Genomic DNA, 20,017 nt, shown 5'->3' with positions numbered 1-20,017 from the left:
CTAGCGCTAGAAATTTAAAGATCTCTTGTAAAGCGTATTGCTTTTCCAATAATTCGTGCCGGTACATTTGGAGTGATAATTATTGGTTCGTATGAAGGGTTATCTGGCATTAAAATTACAACATTGCCCTGCTTTTTTACTCTTTTTAAAGTAGCTTCAGTATCTCCATTAACAAGAACTGCTGCAATTTCTCCGTTTTCCACATCATCTTGCTTTCTAATTAATACAAAAGCCCCATTAGGTATAGTTGGTTCCATTGAATTCCCTTTGGCTTCTAAATAATATATTTCTCCTTGTGGTAAAATATCAGATGTTTCATAACGATACCCTTCAAAGTTTTCCTCAGCACATATAGGTAGGCCACATGCAATTTTTCCTAATTTCGGCACCTTAACCAGATGAACATTAGCATCATATAAATTAGAGGGTTTATCTTCAGTTAAGTCAGAACGATTAATCTTAAAATAATCAGCTAATAACTGTATTTTATCTGGTCTTGGATAAGTATTAGCCTTAATCCAGTTTGAAACAGTTGTTTCAGGGATATTTATGTCATTTGCTAGATAAGTCTGTGTGATACCATTACGTTCTAAAAATTTTTTTAAGTTAGCTGCAAAAATTTCTTTCATTTCCTGTGCATCCATTTGTCTCACCTCACTTTATAATAGTATTTTACCGTTTTTCGGTAGTTATGTAAAGACATAAAATACCGTTTAAAGGTAATTTTTATAATGCTTGGTATTGACTGTACCGTTTAAAGGTAGTATATTAAGTTTAGAAATTATCGAAAGGAGGTAACTTGATGTTTCAGATAACATTAAAAGCTGCTAGAGTAAATGCAGGATTAAGACAAGATGAAGCAGCTGGAATATTAGATATTACAGGAAAAACCCTACGGAATTATGAACAAGGTATAACTGCTATTCCAGGTCATATTTTGCAAAAAGCATCTATTGTATACAAAATTCCGTCTGATTATATTAGATTACCTATAATAAACGATGGGAACTATGATGATGATTTTTTTTTGAACAGTACTACCGTTTAAAGGTAGTATTTTTAGAGGGGAAGTCTCGCTTTTTTTTAAAAAAATAAAATGTCGAAAAATGCTGTCGTAAATTAGTGATTAATAAGATATTACGTATTATTTATTAATAATTTTCGAACCGAGGTGATATGAAACATGTATCAAAATCTTTTTATTGCTCGTAGAGAACAACGCATGACACAGGAAGTAGCAGCCAAAGTGATAAGTATAACAAAGCAAAGCTATCACTTAAAAGAATGTGGCAAACGAGATTTTAGCCTTACTGAAGCAAAAATACTTGCTAAACATTTTAAAACAACGGTTGATACTCTTTTTAAAAAATAGATAAGGAAGGTGACCAATCATGAACGGAGTATTATCCGCGAGTAAATTAATGAAAGCATCAGAAGTTGTAAAACAGTGTGAGGAAATGAGAAATAACCCAGCGATGTTGCTTATTACTGAATTAGAAGCAAAGAAAAGAATTTATGCAATGAACCGTAAGGTTTCAGAACGAAGGGAGGTGAGTTAATTGAAAGAGGTAACAGTAGTTTTTAAATCCGGTGCTACAGCAAGTTTTACAGCTGAACAATTTAAAACGTTTAAAAATAATTTTGGTTCTTTAACAGCAGTCGAATATGAAGGTGCCGCTAATAAAGTACCATTCCACATTAGTGTAAGCAATATTGATGCAATCTTTGTGGAAGACGTTAATGAAAAGGAATCGATTAAGGAACCTGATCATCCAATTGAAGATTTCTATGGTTGTGAAATTAAACAGGATGATACGTATTTTATGTTTGGTCAAAATGTAGTACTTAAAGAAAATCTAACGGAATATTTAATTGATCAACAAAATGTTGAATGCTTTCGAGCTGTATAAAAAGAAAACCACCTGCGCCAACAGGTGATTTAGAAAAACAAAATTCACAGTCATTATAGCATGAATTGAATTCATGTAAAGGAGCGTTTTATTGATGGATATTAAAACAATCACTGAAAGTGTACAAGCCATCCACAATGCATATGACAAAGGGATTATCAGTGTTCGTGATAATCAAGTACATGTAACTCACAAGGTATTTGAATTCTTGCTACAGGAAGCGGAAGTGCAGCCTATGATAGTAAGTCGCGTATCTAAGGATTATCCTTTTGAAGTTTCTTTTGATAATAACGGTTTTACATATTATTCGCTGTATAGCGCACAGGAAATGAAAAATAAATTTGGAGGTTTTATAGATGAACTCATTACAAGCAATTGAATTAGCGGAAGTTGATGAATTACAAGATGCGGAGCAACAGTTTGAAATTAAGGATATTAATCAATTAAATTGGGCATTCCGTAAAATTTCAGCACTTAAAGCGCAAGAAAAGCAAGTTACAACGCTAGCAAATGTTGAACGTGAGCGCATTACTGAATGGGAACAAAGCGAATTGAAGCCCATCCACAATAGTGTTTCATTCTTTGAAGGTCATATCCAACGTTATCATGCGGAACAACTTGCAGAGGATCCAAAGCAGAAAACTATTAGTACACCTTATGGTAAATCCAAAACTCGTAAGAGCAAGGAAACTCCTGATAAGGGTGATGAAGCATTGCTTTTAGATTATGTCATTCAAAATGATCTAGCCGAATTCATCAAAAATAGTGTTAAATGGGCCGACTTGAAAAAGTCACTCAAGATTGTGGAAGTCAGTGGAGAAAAGGTTGTGATTGATGATACAGGTCAAATTGTTCCGGGGGTGACGGTTAAACCTGAATCTATTACATATAGTGTGGAGGTGTAAACAAAATGGAAATTAAAAACGGTGCTGATATTACTAAAAGTAAAAAGGCAAAAATTATTATGTATTCAAAGCCAGGTAACGGCAAAACAACGGTTGCTGGATTGTTTCCAGGTAAAACATTAGTCCTGGATATTGATGGGACAAGCCAAGTATTATCCGGTTATGAAAATGTAGATGTAGCTAAAATTGATGGTGAAAATCCACATGATAGCATCCTACAGTTTTATGCACTCGCGAAAGCGAATATCGGTAAATACGACAATATCTTTATCGATAACTTAACGCATTACCAAAAGTTATGGTTGCTTAAAAAAGGTGAAAATACAAAAAGCGGTATGCCTGAATTAAAGGATTACGCTTTACTAGATAACCATCTTTTAAAGTTAGTAGAAACATTTAACTCATTAGATGCAAATGTTATTTTCACAGCTTGGGAAACAACGAGAAATATTACTCATGATGATGGTCAGCAATACACACAATTCATTCCTGATATTCGGGATAAAATCGTTAATCATATTATGGGAATTGTTCATGTTGTTGGACGATTAGTTAAAAAAGCAGACGGTACACGAGGATTTATCTTAGAAGGTGATCAAAGTGTTTACGCTAAGAATCATTTAGATGCGCGTCAAGGTTGCGTACAGGAAGAATTAATATTGGTATCAACAAACTAAAATAAAACACAGAATAGGGAGAGATTAATATGTCATTTTTCAAAATGGATGAAGTAGAAGAAGTAAAAGGATTTTCATTAATTGAAGTAGGAAATTATGAAGCGGTTGTATTAAATGCTGTCGAAGGTTTAACGCAAAATAATAAAGCTAAATTAACAGTGGATTTTGAAATTCGTTCAGATGTTCCGCAAGATCATCAAGGTCAAAAAGTCCAATATACAACATTTACTTTTGAGCATCCAATAGCTAGAGGTATTGCTAAATCATTTTTCTTAGCTTGTGGTATGCCTGAAAATTATAGCCCACAAAGTCCTGCACAAATGGCGAAAGATGTTTTCAATAAACACTTAAACGTTTATATAACACATGATAAAAAAGATGATGGACGTGTATTCCCGAAAGTGTCAAGTTATAGTGCTTCAAAGGTGAACCCGCCAATGCAAACAAGTGCACCAGTTACTGTCGGTGACGATGATTTACCATTCTAAATAACTAAATAGAGAGGTTGGTTTTGCCGACTTCTCTTTTTTATACCCTAAAAAGCTAATTGGAGGGCACAATGAAAGAAAATCCATACAATTTTAATGAAATTCCTACTGAGTTAAAAGCCCTTCCGCAATGGATCTTATGGCGTAAGGAAAAAAGAAATGGCAAACCAACAAAAGTTCCATATCAAGTCACTGGTGAAATGGCTCAGGCAAATAATAGAAGTACCTGGTCAACGTTTGCGACAGCAGTCAAGTTCTATTTAGAAGGTGACTATGACGGAATTGGCTTTGTATTTAGTAGGCAGGATAATTACATCGGAATCGATATTGATAAGTGTGTTGCAGAAGGAAAAACAAATGCTTTTTCAACAGAAATTATAGATACATTAGACAGCTATACAGAGTTTTCACCATCAGGAAATGGGATTCACATCATTATCAAAGGGAACCTTCCACAATCTGTTTTAGGAACTGGACGAAAAAATACAAAGCATGGTTTGGAAATTTACTCATACGGTCGTTTTTTTACCTTCACGGGAAATCGTGAGAATTCCAATGATGTATATGAGAGAACGGATGAACTAGCTGAAGTATTCGAAAAATATTTTGATGATAGCGACATTCAAGGACGTGTGAATCTAGCGGAATTTGAAAAAGATGAAATTAAAATTTCAAATGATGCTTTATGGGAAAGGATGTTTAGAAGTAAAAACGGTGATGAAATCCGTTCATTATACAATGGCAGTTTAATAAATGACGATCATTCAGCAAGTGACCTTTCATTATGTAACCATTTAGCATTTTGGACTGGAAAATCAGCAACTCGAATGGATTCAATGTTCCGCGAGACTAGCTTAATTCGTGATAAATGGGATGTTATTCATTTTAGCGATACAAATGAAACGTACGGTGAAAGAACGATTGCAATGGCTATTTCCTCGACATCCACAACTATTTTAGATAATAAGCAACAATTCGAAGAGTTTTCTTTCGATTTCATTAATGAAGATGCGGTCGAATCTGTGGAGGACAAGCCGAAAAAGAAATTCCGTCTAACTGAACTAGGAAATGCTGAACGTATCGCTTATGAATATGGACATGTAATTAAATATGTTAGTGACATTGGTTGGTACATATGGGACGGAAAACGATGGAAGTTGGATACAAAAAAAGAGATTGAAAGAATTACAGCAAAAGTACTTCGCAGCTTATATAAGTCAGAAGATGAAGCGGAAACGAAATGGGCGCGAATGTGTGAGCGTAGAAATATCCGAATGAACAGTATCAAGGACCTTATGCCGTTGGTTCCTGGAGAACGTGAGGATTTTGATAGATATAAATATTTATTCAATGTTGAAAATGGCATTGTTGATTTGAAAACAGGAAAGCTACAGCAGCATGATCGGGAACTTGGTTTAACTAAAATCACTAATATTTCCTTTGATGAAAATGCAAAATGTCCAGAATGGCTTAATTTCTTAGATCAAATTTTCCAAGGCGATAAAGAACTGGTTGAGTATATGCAGCGGTTAATTGGTTACTCCCTAACAGGAGAAATTACGGAACAAATAATGGTCTTCTTGATTGGTGGAGGTTCCAACGGAAAATCGACCTTTATTAATACCATTAAGGACCTTATGGGTGAATACGGTAAACAAGCTAAATCAGATACTTTCATTAAGAAGAAAGAAACAGGAGCCAATAATGATATCGCTAGATTAGTGGGAGCCCGTTTTGTATCGGCTATCGAGAGTGAAGAGGGTGAACAACTCTCAGAAGCTTTTGTAAAGCAAATTACAGGTGGTGAACCAGTGTTGGCTCGTTTCCTTAGAAAAGAATATTTTGAGTTCATACCAGAGTTTAAAGTCTTCTTTACTACAAATCATAAGCCAGTAATTAAAGGTGTCGATGAAGGTATTTGGAGACGTATTCGCTTAATTCCATTTAACTTACAGCTTCCAAAAGAAAAGCGCGATAAGAAATTACCAGAGAAGATAAGCCTTGAAATGCCTGGCATTCTGAACTGGGCGATTGAGGGTTGCTTGAAGTGGCAGAAGTCGGGACTAAACGATCCAGCAATTGTAATGAAAGCAACAGGTGATTACAAAGATGAAATGGATATTCTCGGTCCGTTCATGTTCGAGTGTTGTTTTAAAAGAGAAGATGTTCAAATTGAAGCGAAAGAATTATATGAAGTTTATTCCAATTGGTGTTTCAGGAATGGTGAGCACCAATTAAAAAATAGAGCGTTTTACCGAATTTTAGAATCGCAAGGATTCAAAAGAGAACGTGGTAGCAAAAATAAGTATTACGTCAAAGGTGTTACTTTAACAGACCGAAAAAATACTTTTCAGCAGCAAAAGTTACTGAAAAACGATGAAAATAGCAAAAGTGTTACTAAAAGTAACCCATTTAAAATTACTTAAAACCCTTGGTACATAAGGGATCAAGGTACTTTATATATTCTTTTTGTTACTTTTGTTACTAAAAATATATATAAACAAAAAATAAATATATATATAAGTATTCTATTAGGGGGCTTAATGCTCAAAATAGGTAACAAAAGTAACCTGAGTGCCTCAATCCCTTGGGGCTCTAAGGTTCAAGGGGGTTACTAAAAAGTAACACATGCTAATTTTCGGTGTTTTTTAGTAACACTTCTAAGTAACTTTTGATAACAGAGGTGATAGATTTGCAGGTTTTATTAATTTTAAGTTCGATTTGGAAATCAGGTGCGGATATCTATCTTGATAAAAAAGATAATCAAGTTGCGATAAAAAAACAAGATTTAATTCCAACGGAAATTATGCAAGCAGCCGAACAAAACTATCAAGCTATTTATGATTGGTTTAAATCTTGGAAAGATGAAAGTGCGGAGAAAATCACGTTAATGAAGATATTTCATCATTTCTGTGGGTGGAAACATAATCAAAAATTATATGAATGGTTGCTTGCTGATGCCGATTCATTACAAATGTTCTATGACTGGACGATTGTTCTTGCTAAGAACGGATGGACAGACATGTATGACGATTATCGTAAATTTGAAAATGATGAATCAAATGCAATGGCAAGAAAGATATATGAACGTGCGGTTACATATTCAAAGAAAGGAGCATGAGAATGATCCGTTTCCATTACACAGATAAAGAAATAGAAAAAATCCTTAAAACACTCACAGTCGTGATTGATACTCGTGAAAATGTAAATGGTCATATCCTTGATTATTTAAATCAAAAGGATATACCAGTAAAAATCCAAAAATTAGATACGGGCGATTATGGTTGTATGATTCCTAAAAATGAAGAGTTAGGAATACCACGTGATATTTACTTAGATAGCCGAGTAGAACGAAAAGCCCACATGGATGAGATCACAGGGAACTTACAAAAGGATAAACAAACAGCGTTTGAAAATGAATTGATTCGTTCGAAAGATATTCCATTCACTTTAATTGTGGAAGACCCTAAAGGCTATGAAAAAATGTTAAAAGGTCAGTATCGTTCGAAATACAGCCCGTTAGCGTTACTTGGAAGACTCAATACATTTAAAGCGAGATATGGTTTTGAAATTGTGTATTTAGATAACAAGTACAGTGGTAACTGGATATATTATCACTTTTATTATCAAGCAAGACACTATCTGAAAGCAGGATCTTTTTAATATGACATATTCCCGTGAAGAACAAGAAACTACATTGGTTTTCGATAATAGTACAGGCGAGTGGAACGTTTACTCTACTGTACCTAAACATATTAGGAAACTTAGTAAGCTATGTGAATTACAAACCTTAGAAGAAGAGGATGGAAGGCAAACAGCTGTTAAAGGTATTCTTCAAGAAAAACAAGTAACAATGAAGAATTTACGAGTTATGACGGAAGAGCAAAGACTAAAAGCGACTGAAAGACTTTCTAAGGCTAGAAACGTACAGAAATAACAGGAAAACTTTAGTTCTAATATCAATCTAATACAAAAGGAGCTTGAACTATGACAAACGTAAAATTGAACGTTTTATTCAAGAAAATGCAAAAGGACGATAAAAAGGAAGTTTTGATGTTCCATGTATTAAGTGATGAGCTTCCACATGCCGATGATCTATTAAAGATGCCAGGAACAATTATTGTTTTAACTGTGGTAGAAAGTGAAGTTGAACCGATTGGTGCGGAATTTGTATCTATCCAACGTGATAGTAAGAAAACCGTACTTAAATTCAATGTGAAGCGCGATGCGAAAGGTAAAATTAATAAACTTTATCCATATGCCGGTGAAAATGTTTCTATCATTATTGATCCTTCGCAAATGTCACTGGATGAATTTTATACAGAACCGCATGAAGGTGTAGAGTACAACGTTAAACCGGATGGGACAACGGAAGTTGTTCCTGGTCAATTAAAGATTGTTGATGGAGAAAAGATTGCTGAATAAATATTAGTCCTGGGCTTCGGCTCAGGATATCGATTATAAAAATTTCATTTTAAACAAAAAGAACAGTCAGCTTTTACTGGCTGATCTGCTCCATGTTTGATTGATTTTGGGTATTCTGACGATTAACTTGTGCACTTAGTTTAATTAATAGATCACGGTCAATAAGTAATACATCATTAGCAGCTGCTAGTTTACGAGCTGGCTCTGTGAAATAGTTATTAGTTACAACCCATGCATGATTAGCGATATAGTAACCTTTTGCTGCGACGATTTCTTGAACGGCTTGAAGGCTAACTTTATTACTGTAGCGTTTCGCTTGCACAATGATTGTTTCGTTATTGTTTTTTAAAACTAAGTCTGCTCCAAAGTCACCAGATCCTTTTGTAACTTCTGTTTGGTATCCGAGTGATTCATATAAGGAACTTAAGTATTCTTCAAATTGTCGACCATCCATTTTGTCAATTTCATTGATGCTAGATTGACGAAGCTCCTCCATATAAATTTTACGAGCTTGGATTTGTTTTTGTTGAATTTCAAGTTGCTTCTTATGAATTTCAAGTTGTTTTTTATGTTGGGAGAATCCTAGAAAAACAACTAAAAAAATAGCTAGTAATGCAGTAATGAGTATTATGGGTGAAGTTAATACTTTCAGTAATATCCAGGTGAAAAGTTCGAACAATTATTACATCTCCTTATTCTAATAAATATCGTTATCAACTCATTATACTAAATTTTTCATTTGGAATAGATAGATTTTATAACAAAATAAACCTTTTGCTGAAAAATGGCTTTTCAGATTGAGAAAAAACTAAGATGTTTTTATTTCCTAATGTAATTCACCATGTGGAAGGTAAAACGTCTTAGAAAGGAAAATAAACATGTTTTATGAGATTTAGAGTTTCTTAGTAGAAAGTAAAGATAAAACCACCCTAAAAAGGATGATCGAATGTTTTATTTCTTAAATTTTTCAACAGTCGCTGCGATAAATTTTCTAGCTGATTGAATCTTACTTTCCTTTTCAAGTTGATGGATTTTTTCATCAAGTATTAATTCAATCGCAACCTTGACATTAGGAAATAATTCTAAACATGTTTTTTCGTCTAATTCATGTATTCCTTTGCTAAGGATTCCATATAGTTTTCTATTTTCAACAAGAAAACCTGGAAGATAAGCTTTTAACATTAGTATTTTCTCATCCATCTTAGAGCACTGGAAAGCATCAACGTCAAAGGAATCGTCTTTTTGTGCCTCTTGCCTACATTCTTCAATTAGATTTTCAAAAATTCTACGTAGGTAAACAAATGAACCAGCTCCGATTCCATGGGAATATAGTCCAATAGCCTTGGAAAAGTCACGGTAGTCACTTTTTAGGATTTTCCGATATTTATCTATAGAATGTAATTCTAAAGATGCGATAGATGGAAATTGTCCAACCTTAGTTATTTCATTGTTGATAATTCGAATCATAAATGAGTACAAATGTGAACTATCTCGTTGACATTTAAAGATTAAATTAATGGGGTCTGGATGAGTGTTTAATCTGTTTATTGCTTTAGCTGGATCTGGATTTGCATTGAGATATAATACAAGGCCCTTTGTCTCGTGAAATTTAAATGTAGAATCTTTTTTACATTCAATACAATAACAATCAAACTGAATATCAGAGAAATTATTAAATATTTGTTCTAATTCAATAGCATTGGTTTCATTAAATGGAACAGGTTCGTATAAACCAAGTTGTAATAAAAGGTAATTTGCATCTATTTTGTTTGACATAATTTATCCTCTCTTAGTTGTTTTTATTATTAGTATAGCAAATTTAAAAGGAATAGTTTGGTAATATATTGAGTTTTAAAAGAAAGTAGGTGAATCATCATTTGTTTGACTGGCTGAAAGACTATCAGAAATTAGAAGAACGAATCGCATACTTAGATTACAACTTAGATAAAACAAAATCTGAATTAAAACGCTGGATCAGTGGTGATTTGCGAGATGTACGTTTAACTGCTGAGTCGGAAGGTTCCAAGGTAGAAGAACGTATTGAAGCAATCGAATATGAGTTAGCGCATAAGCTGAATGATATGTACAAGCTGAAAAAGTTAATTAACAAGTTTAGAGGTTTGGACAATAAAATACTAAAAATGAAGTATGTGGATGGCATGACGTTGGAGCAAATAGCTGAGGAAATTAGTTATAGTTCTAGCCATATTAAAAAGAAACATGCTGAAATAATTCGGCTTATCAAGTTTGTGGAAAGAGAAGGTATCATTTAGGTTCACTCCTAAAGTGAATCGATACTATTGAAAATATGAATTATAGTAATAACATAAGAAATTAACAAAAGAGCAACCAAATATCAGTTGCTCTTTTGTTCTGTAATTTTTTGTTTATAAATAATATGTGGAATTATTTCACTATTTACGGTAGGATCATTATTTGCAGCATACTGATGAAAATCTTTTTGCACCTGTATAATTTCTTCATTACTTTTATTTTTTAATACCATTTGACTTATTTTATATTTTACAAGTCCAATAGGGGCTTCTTTTAAATGACTAGAGTTTATGATGATAGGTAAATAGCTTTCTGATTCTGGTATATAGTTTTGAACTTCAAATTCATTATTAAAATGATTATATACCGTATATAGAGATCTTTTGTTTGTACAATCACCAAACACCATACAATAGCTATGGTTAATTTGGCTAGCTTGTTCATCGATTAAATTTTTAACGTAATCTTTGTCTGCGTTAACTTCCTTGAAATGTTCAAAAAGTAATCGTGCAACAGCTTCGGAGCCACCAACGGCAATGAAAAAATTATCAGTAGCATAGAATTTTTGAAAACCCGTTCCAACTATGTTTCCGTCAAGTCCGGTTTTTTGCCCGTCAGAAATAATGGAAACAATGTCTTTGGTTTCTACAATTGTTATTAAACTCATAATATACAGATCCTTCCATGTTTGTATATTATTATAACAAAAAGTAGATATATCTTCATTTTATTTGTATGATAAAATGAAATTAATGGTATTTTTGGAAGGGGACATTAAGTTTTATGGATATTGATTTTAATTTAGGAACTATTATTACAAGTGCAATAACAGCAATTATTTTTACTGGAGGAACTAATTATTTTTTGCAAAAGACAAATAGGAAGGGAAATGAAGTGGTTGCAAAAGGAAACATATTAATTGAAGAAATACATTCCGTTAACCAAAAAAGAATAAAAACTATGGTTTATATTGTTGCTTTTTATAATATTCCAGAGACAGAACTGTATGAATTAAAAGATGATTATCAAAAAGAAATTCTTGCATTTGAGCTTAAAGTTAAACAATATTCGATCCTTTTTAATAAGAAAACCAATAAAAGTTTACAAGAATTTATAATGTATTTGAAAGAAGTTGACGATGCTTTATTAAAGTACATTAATAATAAGCCATTAACTATTAATGTTAATAACGAAGAAATAAATAGACTATACGAAAATATAATTAAAAGAATTCAAAAGCAAATATGAAAAGTATCCAATAAGGGTGCTTTTTTTATTTCGTGAGAGGCGACTTAGGTGCTATCCAGAAAAATATCAAAGAGAATAATTGAGCAATTAAAGTAGCGAATCCGCTGCTTTTTATTTTGTAGAAAGACAGGGAGGGTGTAACAAAATGATTACTGAAGTCAGAAAAACAATATCAGGTACAGAGTATTGGGATTCAAAAGAAAAAAGAATTTTGTTTGTACCAACTGATGAAGAACCAGGGTTCGAAGTAACTGTTAATCCTGACAGTATGATACTAGGCATGGATTCATCAATTGAGCCTGATAAGACAGTAGTTAATTTAAATGATATGACAGTGAAACAGTTACGTGAGTATGCTGATGAGTTAGGTGTTGAGATTCCAGCTGATGTTAAAAAGAAAGAAGACATCATTGAATTGCTATCATGAAATACTGTGACTTTAATGGCTGCCGTAACAAGATAAGCAAAGGGCGTTACTGTGAAGAACATAAGCGTAACAAACCAAGGAAGAAGAAAGATAAGAAGAACATCTATCATCATGAAAACAAACCATTCTATAGAACAGATGAATGGAAATTTATCAGGTCTCAAGTATATGAACGAGAGAAAGGATACTGTCAACGATGTGGAAGGTTCGTCTTTGGTCGAAGTGCTCATGTTCATCATATTATTTCAATTAAAGATGACCCAACACTTAAACTTGATCTAAACAATCTAAGGTTACTTTGTCCAAAGTGTCACACAATCGAAGAAAATGAAGATAAACCGAAAAAGGTTTTTCCGAGTTATTTTGGATAAGCCCCCCTGTCAAAAAATAAAATTTTCCCTTTGGGGAGGATAGGTAGCGTAGGGGGCATTTCTATCGTTAGACAACATTTTTAAAAAATAAAGGGGGGTGTGAAATGTCTACGAAAAAGGAGCGTCAAAAAATTGTTGCCGATAAAACAGAAGCTGAGAAAAATCGGATATTAAAAATCATGCGTGATGCAGATATTTACACCCTTACTTTAGATCCATTAATTGAATCCTATTTAGATATTTTCGAAGTTTATATGACGATGTTTATTGAGTGGAAAGAGAAAGGGTTTCCGGCAACGCAGCAACATACAAATAAAGCCGGTGCTACAAATAATTCAAAGCATCCATTGGCACAGCAGGTGGAGACTTGGTCGGATAAGAAAACAAAAGCATTAGATTTATTGGGACTTACTAATAAATCTAAAGCAGGGAAATTTGTCACTGGTGGTTCTACTGTTGGAAAAAATGAAGAGGTAGAAAAACCAAGAAAGCAAGTGGTAGATGAATTGGAAGCTCATAGGAATAAATGGAGAAAAATGAATAATTAATGTTATAATTAATGTAAAAATGATTAGGAGATACATAGATGGATAACATTAATATTTCAGATTTAGTACAAATAATTTCTCCAATAGTAGGGATTGGAACTTCAGTAGTAGCAATTATTATTTCTGTACTTTCCTTAAGGGTAACTAAAAGCTCTATTGAAGAAGCAAATAGACCATATGTAGTTGTATACAGAGATTATATCCAAGTTTTATCTTCTATTCATGAGTATTTGATTATAAAGAATTTTGGTAAAAGTGGAGCTACTATTGATTCCATAATTTTTGAGCCTAGTTATATTGATTCAATGTCAGGTAAAGAATATTTCAGGAATATCAGGGATGCTTTTATAGCCCCAGGACAATCAATATCTACAATTGTTTCCGCAAATGCTTTTGGTGAAGAACACAATGGGAAAATTAAGGTCACGATAAAATATCATACAGATAAAAAAGAATATCAGGAGGTAATAACTTTAAATGATGACGTGCGTCGTGACCTTATATTTTCAAAAGTAAAACCATCAAAAAATAAAACGATTGAAGAAGTTATGACAAATGCAACTGAAGAAATTCTAAGAAGGCGTCTTTAAAAAATTAGGTCACACATTTGTGTGGCTTTTTATTATGCCTTGGAGGTGGTGTTTATGTGATTGAACGTGGCATTAACTATGCAGAGATTTATGCAAAACAAGTAAGAAAGAACCCTAAAAAATATCCCGATACTATCAAAGCAATGGTAGATCGTTATTATAAATGGAAAAAGCGTAAAGATATTTGGTTCGATGTGGACCGTGCAAATGAAATGATGGATTGGGTAGAAACGTTTGTCCGTCATACTAAAGGTGATTTAGCTGGACAACCTTTTATTCTAGAGGAGTGGGAAAAATTCGCTTACTCATGGATTTATGGATGGGTTCATAAGAATGAAAAAGGTAAAGTTGTTCGTGTTACCCGTGAAGCTTATATCCAGGTTCCTAAGAAAAATGGTAAAACCTTAATCGGTGTTGGTGCTCTTGGTTATGCGATGTACGGTGAAGGAGTACTCAGTGCCGATTGTTATTGTTGTGCGAGTGATTTTAACCAGGCGCAATATGCAGCAAAGCCATTTGCAGCAACAATTATGAACCATGATGTATTAATGGATTGCTCACACATTTATAAAGGACCAAAAGGTACAATTTCCAGTGTGACCTATGACTATATTCGTGATGATTTGGCTTATCAGAACCAATTCATAGTAATGAGTAAAAACATACAATCCATTGAGGGTTCCAATCCACACTTCATTTTAAACGATGAGCTTCATGCTCAAGAAAATATGGATCAGTACGATAACTTTAAATCAGCGCAAGTTTCTCGTGCTGAGCCGATTATGTTTAATATATCAACGGCTGGTAAAGGTTCATCTAGCGTTGGTATGCGAGTGTATCGTGAAGCAAAAGAAGTATTGAAACGTGATGATAATGATTCAAGTTTTGTCATGATATACGAACCTAACAAGAACTATGATTGGACAGACAGAAATGTTTGGGAGATGGTTAACCCGAATATTGGTGTGTCTGTAACGATGAGTGCACTTGAAACTGAATTCATCTCAGCATCACGTTCAGCACACAAGAAAGCCGAGTTTCTTTCTAAACATTTAAACGTATTCGTTAATGGTGCTGAGAATTATTTTGAACAAGATCAGGTGCAGCATGTCCTTGTGGAAGACCTCGGTGACCTTGCAGGTGAAACTTGTTATCTTGGTCTCGATTTGTCAAAAACAACAGACTTAACTTGCGTGAACTTGAACTTTCCGACTTATGATGAAGACGGGAAAGCCATTCTGAAGGTTAAACAGATGTACTTCATACCGAATGCAGACATTGAGTTTCGTGAAAAGGAGGACAATGTTCCTTATACAGACTTAGTTGAGCGCGGTTACGTTCAGTTTTGTGATGGTAAAATGATTGACCAGGATCAAGTATTGGATTACATCAAAGAATGCATGGAATTATACGATGTGCACCAACTAAACTATGATCCAGCCATGTCTCAAAAACTCATTGAAAAGTGTGAGAATCTTGGTCTCGAGTGTTTAGTAGTTAATCAGTATCCAAACGTAATGAACGCTATGATTGATGATGCAGAACGTTTAATTTATGAAGAGCGTTTGTTTACAGACAATCCATTGTTTATATATTGTGCATTAAACCTAGTAGTAATAGTGAATATGAATGGAATGAAGGGGCCTTCAAAACGTCAATCAAAGAAAAAGATTGATGGATTTGTGGCTTTTTTAGTTGCTCATAAAGAAACTATGATGCAGATGGAAGATATAGATGGTGAAGATATGGATGATTTAATTAATGAGATTTATAGGTGAAACGTGAATGATGATTTTAGGGAGTTCTAAAATATAACATTGAAAATATATTTGTAATGTAAAACTTTTACCGATATCTAGTTAATTTAAATGACATTTAAGGGGGGATTCAAATGGCAGGGCCTCCGGAATACTTAGAGTCTAATGTGAAAAATGTTGCAGCTTTACATGTTACTAATTTTGCAAACCTGGGAATGCTTATCTATGGATTTTCTCCTCAAGGCGCCGTCGTCTTTCAAGTTAATAATATTGGTGGTGTCTTGGCAGCAGGTAACATGGATGTAAAGGGTAACATCTCTGCAGATTTTGACGTCTATGCACGCGGGGTTAGGCTCATCAGTGACAAAAACGCCAAGGAGAATTTCTTGAGTGTTAACACGCTTGAAGTTCTTGATAAGTTAGCGAGTGTGCCAATTCAGACTTGGAACTATAAAAACGACACATCTGAAGGATGTCATATTGGCCCAACTGCTCAGGACTTTAATGCCACCTTTGGACTTGATGGTGATGATAGTAAACATATTTCAACTATTGATTTACAAGGTGTAGCCTTGGCGGCTATTCAAGGGCTAAATGAGAAACTCGAGGCTGAAAATGCTGAATTACATAAGAATTTAGCTAAACTTGAGGCTCGTTTATTAGCTCTTGAGTCTAAGAGATAAACCGGAAAGAAGGAATTAATCAAAAGGACCAAAAAAGGTCCTTTTTCTTTTGTAAAATGTCAACAAAAAAGTTTTAACGGAAATTGAAACATTTGTTAATTGAAAGGCGGTGTTTGATTGGCTCTCGGCAAATACTCAAGCACTAAGTTGGAAGGCATTCCCAATGACAATTGGTAGGCCCATCGTCGCATACCCACCATTTTATAGAATCAGGAGGGCAGTGAAAAGAAGGTTGCATAGGAAAATAGGAATATGGATAATAATTCGGCTGTGGAATGTAAGGTGCTGCTTGACTCATGCCATAAGGTGTATATGCCGTAGGTCTTGTACATTGTAGATACCAAGGTCTTGTTTTATACTGCCAACATATAGGCCGACATTCATAATCGAAACCTGGATTATCTCCAGATGTGCAATCCGCCATACATTGGGCATAGGTATAAGGGACTTTATAACAATACTGACGATACAAAGACAATCACTCCTTATCTTAATCTTGTTTTCCACAATATTATATTTAGCTGTATACTTTTTGGGGAATTGTCCATGCATAATTGTCTAACATGCATAGCAAAGCTTAAATTTAAAATACGAACAAAGTTACTTTAACGGATCCGGAAACGTTCGTTAATTGAAAGGCGGTGAGAAATTGGGTTTAAGGGATAGGTTTTCAAATTATTTGTATCGAAAGCTAGAAAAGCGCGGCTATCTTGATGATGTTTTAGGAAAAAGTATTCGTTACGGTGGCGTATATGTTACGGATTCAAATATCTTGGAATCTAGTGATGTTTATGAATTGTTACAAGATATTAGCAATCAAATGTTATTGGCTGATATTGTTGTGGAAGATGAATTTGGGAATGAAATTAAAGATGACATTGCACTTCGTATTTTAAAGAATCCTAATGATTATCTAACGCAATCTGAATTCATTAAGTTAATGACAAATACCTATTTGCTCGAGGGAGAAACGTTCCCTATATTAAATGGCACTCAAATACATTTAGCTTCAAGTGTTTTTACAGAGTTAGATGATAATTTAGTAGAACATTTTAACATCGGTGGGGAAGAAATCCCTCCGTTTATGATTCGTCATGTGAAAAATATTGGTGCAGATCATTTAAGAGGAAAAGGTATTCTTGATTTAGGAAGAGATACACTCGAGGGCGTTATGTCAGCTGAGAAAACTTTAACTGACAAATATAAAAAGGGTGGTTTATTAGCATTCTTGTTAAATTTGGATGCCCATATTAATCCACAGAATGGTGCGCAGTCAAAGTTAATCAATGCAATTTTAGACCAACTGGAATCAATCGATGAATCAAGGTCTGTAAAAATGATACCTCTTGGAAAAGGGTACTCAATAGACACGCTTAAAAGCCCGTTAGACGATGAAAAGACCCTAGCATACCTAAATGTATACAAAAAGGATTTGGGTAAGTTTTTAGGTGTAAATGTGGATACATACACAGAGCTAATCAAAGAAGATATTGAAAAAGCAATGATGTATATACACAACAAAGCAGTAAGACCAATAATGAAAAATTTTGAAGACCATTTGAGTCTTCTTTTTTATGGTCAAAATTCGGGGAAACGAATTAAATTCAAGATTAATATTCTTGATTTTGTCACTTATAGCAACAAGACAAATATCGGTTATAACCTTGTGCGTACAGCCATTACTTCACCTGACAATGTTGCCGATATGCTCGGATTCCCTAAACAAAATACACCTGAGTCACAAGCAATCTATATTTCTAATGATTTATCGAAAATTGGTGAGACGCAGACTACAGGTGAGTTATTGGGAGGGGGTGAAGAGAATGAAAATTGAGGTCCGAGGGAATCAAGTCATACTTGATGGCTATGTGAATGTTGTGGACAGAGAAAGTCGCATGTTGCCTTCACCAAGAGGATATTTCAAAGAGAAGATTGCCCCTAAGACGTTTGAAAAAGCGTTAAAGAAAGCAAAGAATGTGGACTTGCTTTTTAACCACGATAAAAATAGAAAGCTTGGCTCTATTGAAAACGGAAATCTGGAATTGTATGAAGATAATATTGGTTTAAGAGCCATTGCTACGGTTACAGATGAACAAGTGATTCAAAAAGCCAAGGATAAAGAATTGCGTGGTTGGTCATTTGGTTTTGTTTCTGAAAAAGATTCATGGGAAGAGGGCGAATCTGGTGTTCAAAAGCGTTCTATTGAAGAACTAGAGCTTTTAGAAGTGTCTATTTTGGATATGACACCAGCATATGTTGCCACTTCCATTGAAACCAGGGGCGAAAATACCGCCATGATTGAAATGAGAAGTGAAGCAGCAACTGTAAAAACCATTCTTGAAGATGACAATGTAGAAGAAAGAAATAATCTTATCAAACAAATAAAAAATGTTCTGGAGGAAATGTAAAATGAATTTAAAAGAAATCTTAAAAGGATCTCAAGCGCGAAATAAAGCTCGTTTGGAAGAATTACAAGGGAAAGTAGAGAAGGGTGAAGTTCGTTCAGAAGATTTAGCAGCAGTTAAGGCTGAAGTAGAAGCATTAACAAAAGAAGCGCAAACTCTTGCTGATGAATTAGCAAAATTAGAAGCAGACGAAAAAGAAGAAGATCCAGGCAAAGAGAAAGATGAGAAAAAAGAAAATCCTGATGAAAAAGAGGGAAATCCCGATACAAAAACTGAACTGTCAGAAGAACAACGTTCCGCAATTATGGCATCTATTGGAACAGGTCTTTCTACTAAAGGTCATGAATCTACTAAAAACAAAGAAAAGGAAACTCGTTCAGCTTTTGCTAATTATATTGTGGGTAATATTGATGAAAGGGAAGCTCGCGCGTTAGGGTTAGTTACTGGTAATGGTTCTGTTACTATTCCAGATTTCTTAAGTAAAGAAATTATTACGTATGCTCAAGAAGAAAACTTTTTACGTCGATTAGGAACAGGAGTAAAAACAAAAGAAAATATTAAGTATCCTATTTTAGTTAAAAAGGCAGAAGCTCAAGGTCATAAAAATGAGCGAACAAATAATGAAATCCCGGAAACGGATATTGAATTCGATGAGATCGAACTATCTCCAACAGAGTTTGATGCGCTTGCAACTGTAACGAAAAAATTATTAGCACGCACTGGGTTACCAATTGAGCAAATCGTGATGGATGAATTGAAGAAAGCTTATGTTCGTAAAGAAACTCAATATATGGTTAATGGCGATGAAGCTAATAACGTAAATGATGGCGCATTAGCAAAGAAAGCTGTTGAGTTTAAAACGGATGAAAAAGATTTATACAACGCATTAGTAAAAATGAAGAACACGCCAGTTAAAGAAGTACGTAAAAAAGCACGATGGGTATTAAATACGGCAGCATTAACTAAAATCGAAACAATGAAAACAGATGATGGCTTCCCGTTGCTTCGTCCATTTAATCAAGCAGAAGGTGGAATTGGATATACATTATTAGGCTTCCCAGTTGAAGAAGAGGATGCAATTGACATTCCTGATTCACCAGATACACCAGTGTTCTATTTTGGTGACTTCTCGAAATTCTATATTCAAGATGTTATCGGCTCATTAGAAGTACAAAAATTAGTTGAGTTATTCTCACGTACAAATCGTGTAGGTTTCCGTATTTGGAATCTATTAGATGCTCAATTAATTCACTCACCATTTGAGGTTCCAGTTTATAAATATGTTTTAGCAGCTTCTACAGGAGTTTAA

The 20,017-nt window shown here is 34.2% G+C and carries 28 protein-coding genes; 24 read left to right on the top strand and 4 right to left on the bottom strand.

What is annotated here, in order from left to right:
* Window positions 1–14: 14 nt before the first annotated feature.
* A complete protein-coding gene (locus tag CQZ94_RS17110; RefSeq protein WP_105586336.1) occupies window positions 15–644 on the bottom strand; it encodes a LexA family protein in 630 nt (209 codons plus the stop codon).
* A 158-nt stretch (window positions 645–802) separates the two neighbouring features.
* On the opposite strand from CQZ94_RS17110, the gene CQZ94_RS17105 reads away from it, so the two are divergent.
* The 13 genes from CQZ94_RS17105 (at window position 803) to CQZ94_RS17050 (ending at window position 8,405) form a co-directional block, all read left to right on the top strand.
* Window positions 803–1,048 (top strand): helix-turn-helix domain-containing protein, encoded by a 246-nt coding sequence (locus CQZ94_RS17105; protein ID WP_105586335.1) that lies wholly within the window; start codon window positions 803–805, stop codon window positions 1,046–1,048.
* Between the two features lie 135 nt (window positions 1,049–1,183).
* Window positions 1,184–1,372, top strand: a complete 189-nt coding sequence (locus CQZ94_RS17100; RefSeq protein WP_105586334.1) for a helix-turn-helix transcriptional regulator — start codon at window positions 1,184–1,186, stop codon at window positions 1,370–1,372.
* Window positions 1,373–1,391: 19 nt separating this feature from the next.
* Window positions 1,392–1,559 (top strand): hypothetical protein, encoded by a 168-nt coding sequence (locus CQZ94_RS31235; RefSeq protein ID WP_181149517.1) that lies wholly within the window; start codon window positions 1,392–1,394, stop codon window positions 1,557–1,559.
* Window positions 1,560–1,910 (top strand): YqaI family protein, encoded by a 351-nt coding sequence (locus CQZ94_RS17095; RefSeq protein ID WP_105586333.1) that lies wholly within the window; start codon window positions 1,560–1,562, stop codon window positions 1,908–1,910. It begins immediately after the preceding gene.
* A 94-nt stretch (window positions 1,911–2,004) separates the two neighbouring features.
* Complete coding sequence (locus CQZ94_RS17090; protein WP_105586332.1) at window positions 2,005–2,289, top strand: hypothetical protein; 285 nt, start codon at window positions 2,005–2,007, stop codon at window positions 2,287–2,289.
* Complete coding sequence (locus tag CQZ94_RS17085; RefSeq protein ID WP_105586331.1) at window positions 2,267–2,815, top strand: host-nuclease inhibitor Gam family protein; 549 nt, start codon at window positions 2,267–2,269, stop codon at window positions 2,813–2,815. Before CQZ94_RS17090 ends, CQZ94_RS17085 begins: the two co-directional genes overlap by 23 nt.
* Window positions 2,816–2,820: 5 nt before the next feature.
* Entirely contained in the window at window positions 2,821–3,492 is a 672-nt protein-coding gene (locus CQZ94_RS17080; protein WP_105586330.1) for an AAA family ATPase, read from the top strand.
* A gap of 29 nt (window positions 3,493–3,521) precedes the next feature.
* Window positions 3,522–3,980, top strand: coding sequence for a DUF669 domain-containing protein (locus CQZ94_RS17075; RefSeq protein ID WP_105586329.1), 459 nt, complete (start codon window positions 3,522–3,524; stop codon window positions 3,978–3,980).
* Window positions 3,981–4,051: 71 nt separating this feature from the next.
* Window positions 4,052–6,406, top strand: a complete 2,355-nt coding sequence (locus CQZ94_RS17070; RefSeq protein WP_105586328.1) for a phage/plasmid primase, P4 family — start codon at window positions 4,052–4,054, stop codon at window positions 6,404–6,406.
* Window positions 6,407–6,672: 266 nt separating this feature from the next.
* Window positions 6,673–7,101, top strand: coding sequence for a hypothetical protein (locus CQZ94_RS17065; RefSeq protein WP_105586327.1), 429 nt, complete (start codon window positions 6,673–6,675; stop codon window positions 7,099–7,101).
* Between the two features lie 2 nt (window positions 7,102–7,103).
* Complete coding sequence (locus CQZ94_RS17060) at window positions 7,104–7,643, top strand: ERCC4 domain-containing protein (protein ID WP_105586326.1); 540 nt, start codon at window positions 7,104–7,106, stop codon at window positions 7,641–7,643.
* A gap of 1 nt (window position 7,644) precedes the next feature.
* Complete coding sequence (locus CQZ94_RS17055) at window positions 7,645–7,917, top strand: hypothetical protein (protein ID WP_105586325.1); 273 nt, start codon at window positions 7,645–7,647, stop codon at window positions 7,915–7,917.
* A 50-nt stretch (window positions 7,918–7,967) separates the two neighbouring features.
* Window positions 7,968–8,405 carry a hypothetical protein gene (locus tag CQZ94_RS17050; protein ID WP_105586324.1) on the top strand — a complete coding sequence of 146 codons (438 nt, stop codon included), beginning with the start codon at window positions 7,968–7,970 and terminating at the stop codon, window positions 8,403–8,405.
* Between the two features lie 73 nt (window positions 8,406–8,478).
* Here the strand turns inward: CQZ94_RS17050 and CQZ94_RS17045 are convergent, their stop codons facing one another.
* Both CQZ94_RS17045 and CQZ94_RS17040 read right to left on the bottom strand, forming a co-directional pair.
* Complete coding sequence (locus CQZ94_RS17045) at window positions 8,479–9,084, bottom strand: restriction endonuclease (RefSeq protein WP_258166027.1); 606 nt, start codon at window positions 9,082–9,084, stop codon at window positions 8,479–8,481.
* Between the two features lie 272 nt (window positions 9,085–9,356).
* Complete coding sequence (locus CQZ94_RS17040) at window positions 9,357–10,181, bottom strand: short-chain dehydrogenase (RefSeq protein ID WP_105586323.1); 825 nt, start codon at window positions 10,179–10,181, stop codon at window positions 9,357–9,359.
* A 101-nt stretch (window positions 10,182–10,282) separates the two neighbouring features.
* Between CQZ94_RS17040 and CQZ94_RS17035 the strand changes: the two genes are divergently transcribed.
* The gene (locus CQZ94_RS17035) at window positions 10,283–10,678 is read left to right on the top strand and encodes a hypothetical protein (RefSeq protein WP_105586322.1); all 396 of its coding nucleotides are present in this window, start codon (window positions 10,283–10,285) and stop codon (window positions 10,676–10,678) included.
* 83 nt (window positions 10,679–10,761) lie between these two features.
* Here CQZ94_RS17035 and CQZ94_RS17030 read toward each other — a convergent pair whose 3' ends face one another.
* Window positions 10,762–11,346: a hypothetical protein gene (locus tag CQZ94_RS17030; protein WP_105586321.1), complete on the bottom strand. Its 585-nt coding sequence runs from the start codon at window positions 11,344–11,346 to the stop codon at window positions 10,762–10,764.
* Between the two features lie 116 nt (window positions 11,347–11,462).
* Here CQZ94_RS17030 and CQZ94_RS17025 point away from each other — a divergent pair, with 116 nt between their 5' ends.
* The 10 genes from CQZ94_RS17025 (at window position 11,463) to CQZ94_RS16975 (ending at window position 20,017) form a co-directional block, all read left to right on the top strand.
* On the top strand, window positions 11,463–11,927 hold the full coding sequence (locus tag CQZ94_RS17025) for a hypothetical protein (RefSeq protein WP_097969941.1): 465 nt from the start codon (window positions 11,463–11,465) through the stop codon (window positions 11,925–11,927).
* A gap of 145 nt (window positions 11,928–12,072) precedes the next feature.
* A complete protein-coding gene (locus tag CQZ94_RS17020; protein WP_105586320.1) occupies window positions 12,073–12,354 on the top strand; it encodes a Rho termination factor N-terminal domain-containing protein in 282 nt (93 codons plus the stop codon).
* On the top strand, window positions 12,351–12,725 hold the full coding sequence (locus tag CQZ94_RS17015; RefSeq protein WP_105586319.1) for an HNH endonuclease: 375 nt from the start codon (window positions 12,351–12,353) through the stop codon (window positions 12,723–12,725). The genes CQZ94_RS17020 and CQZ94_RS17015 overlap by 4 nt, the downstream gene beginning before the upstream one ends.
* Before the next feature lie 104 nt (window positions 12,726–12,829).
* On the top strand, window positions 12,830–13,273 hold the full coding sequence (locus CQZ94_RS17010) for a P27 family phage terminase small subunit (protein WP_105586318.1): 444 nt from the start codon (window positions 12,830–12,832) through the stop codon (window positions 13,271–13,273).
* 38 nt (window positions 13,274–13,311) lie between these two features.
* The gene (locus CQZ94_RS17005; protein WP_105586317.1) at window positions 13,312–13,863 is read left to right on the top strand and encodes a hypothetical protein; all 552 of its coding nucleotides are present in this window, start codon (window positions 13,312–13,314) and stop codon (window positions 13,861–13,863) included.
* A gap of 56 nt (window positions 13,864–13,919) precedes the next feature.
* Window positions 13,920–15,641 (top strand): terminase large subunit, encoded by a 1,722-nt coding sequence (locus tag CQZ94_RS17000; protein WP_105586316.1) that lies wholly within the window; start codon window positions 13,920–13,922, stop codon window positions 15,639–15,641.
* Window positions 15,642–15,754: 113 nt separating this feature from the next.
* Window positions 15,755–16,303, top strand: coding sequence for a tail fiber domain-containing protein (locus tag CQZ94_RS16995; protein WP_105586315.1), 549 nt, complete (start codon window positions 15,755–15,757; stop codon window positions 16,301–16,303).
* Window positions 16,304–16,952: 649 nt separating this feature from the next.
* Window positions 16,953–18,137 carry a phage portal protein gene (locus CQZ94_RS16985; protein ID WP_105586313.1) on the top strand — a complete coding sequence of 395 codons (1,185 nt, stop codon included), beginning with the start codon at window positions 16,953–16,955 and terminating at the stop codon, window positions 18,135–18,137.
* Window positions 18,127–18,711 (top strand): HK97 family phage prohead protease, encoded by a 585-nt coding sequence (locus CQZ94_RS16980; protein WP_142395857.1) that lies wholly within the window; start codon window positions 18,127–18,129, stop codon window positions 18,709–18,711. The genes CQZ94_RS16985 and CQZ94_RS16980 overlap by 11 nt, the downstream gene beginning before the upstream one ends.
* 1 nt (window position 18,712) lies before the next feature.
* A complete protein-coding gene (locus CQZ94_RS16975; RefSeq protein ID WP_105586311.1) occupies window positions 18,713–20,017 on the top strand; it encodes a phage major capsid protein in 1,305 nt (434 codons plus the stop codon).

It is taken from the genome of Bacillus sp. MYb209, assembly GCF_002975175.1.
In the GTDB taxonomy this organism is placed as follows: Bacteria; Bacillota; Bacilli; order Bacillales; family Bacillaceae_G; genus Bacillus_A.
The sequence above is the reverse complement of the archived record's forward strand: the minus strand, read 5'-3'. Positions and strand labels throughout refer to the sequence as shown.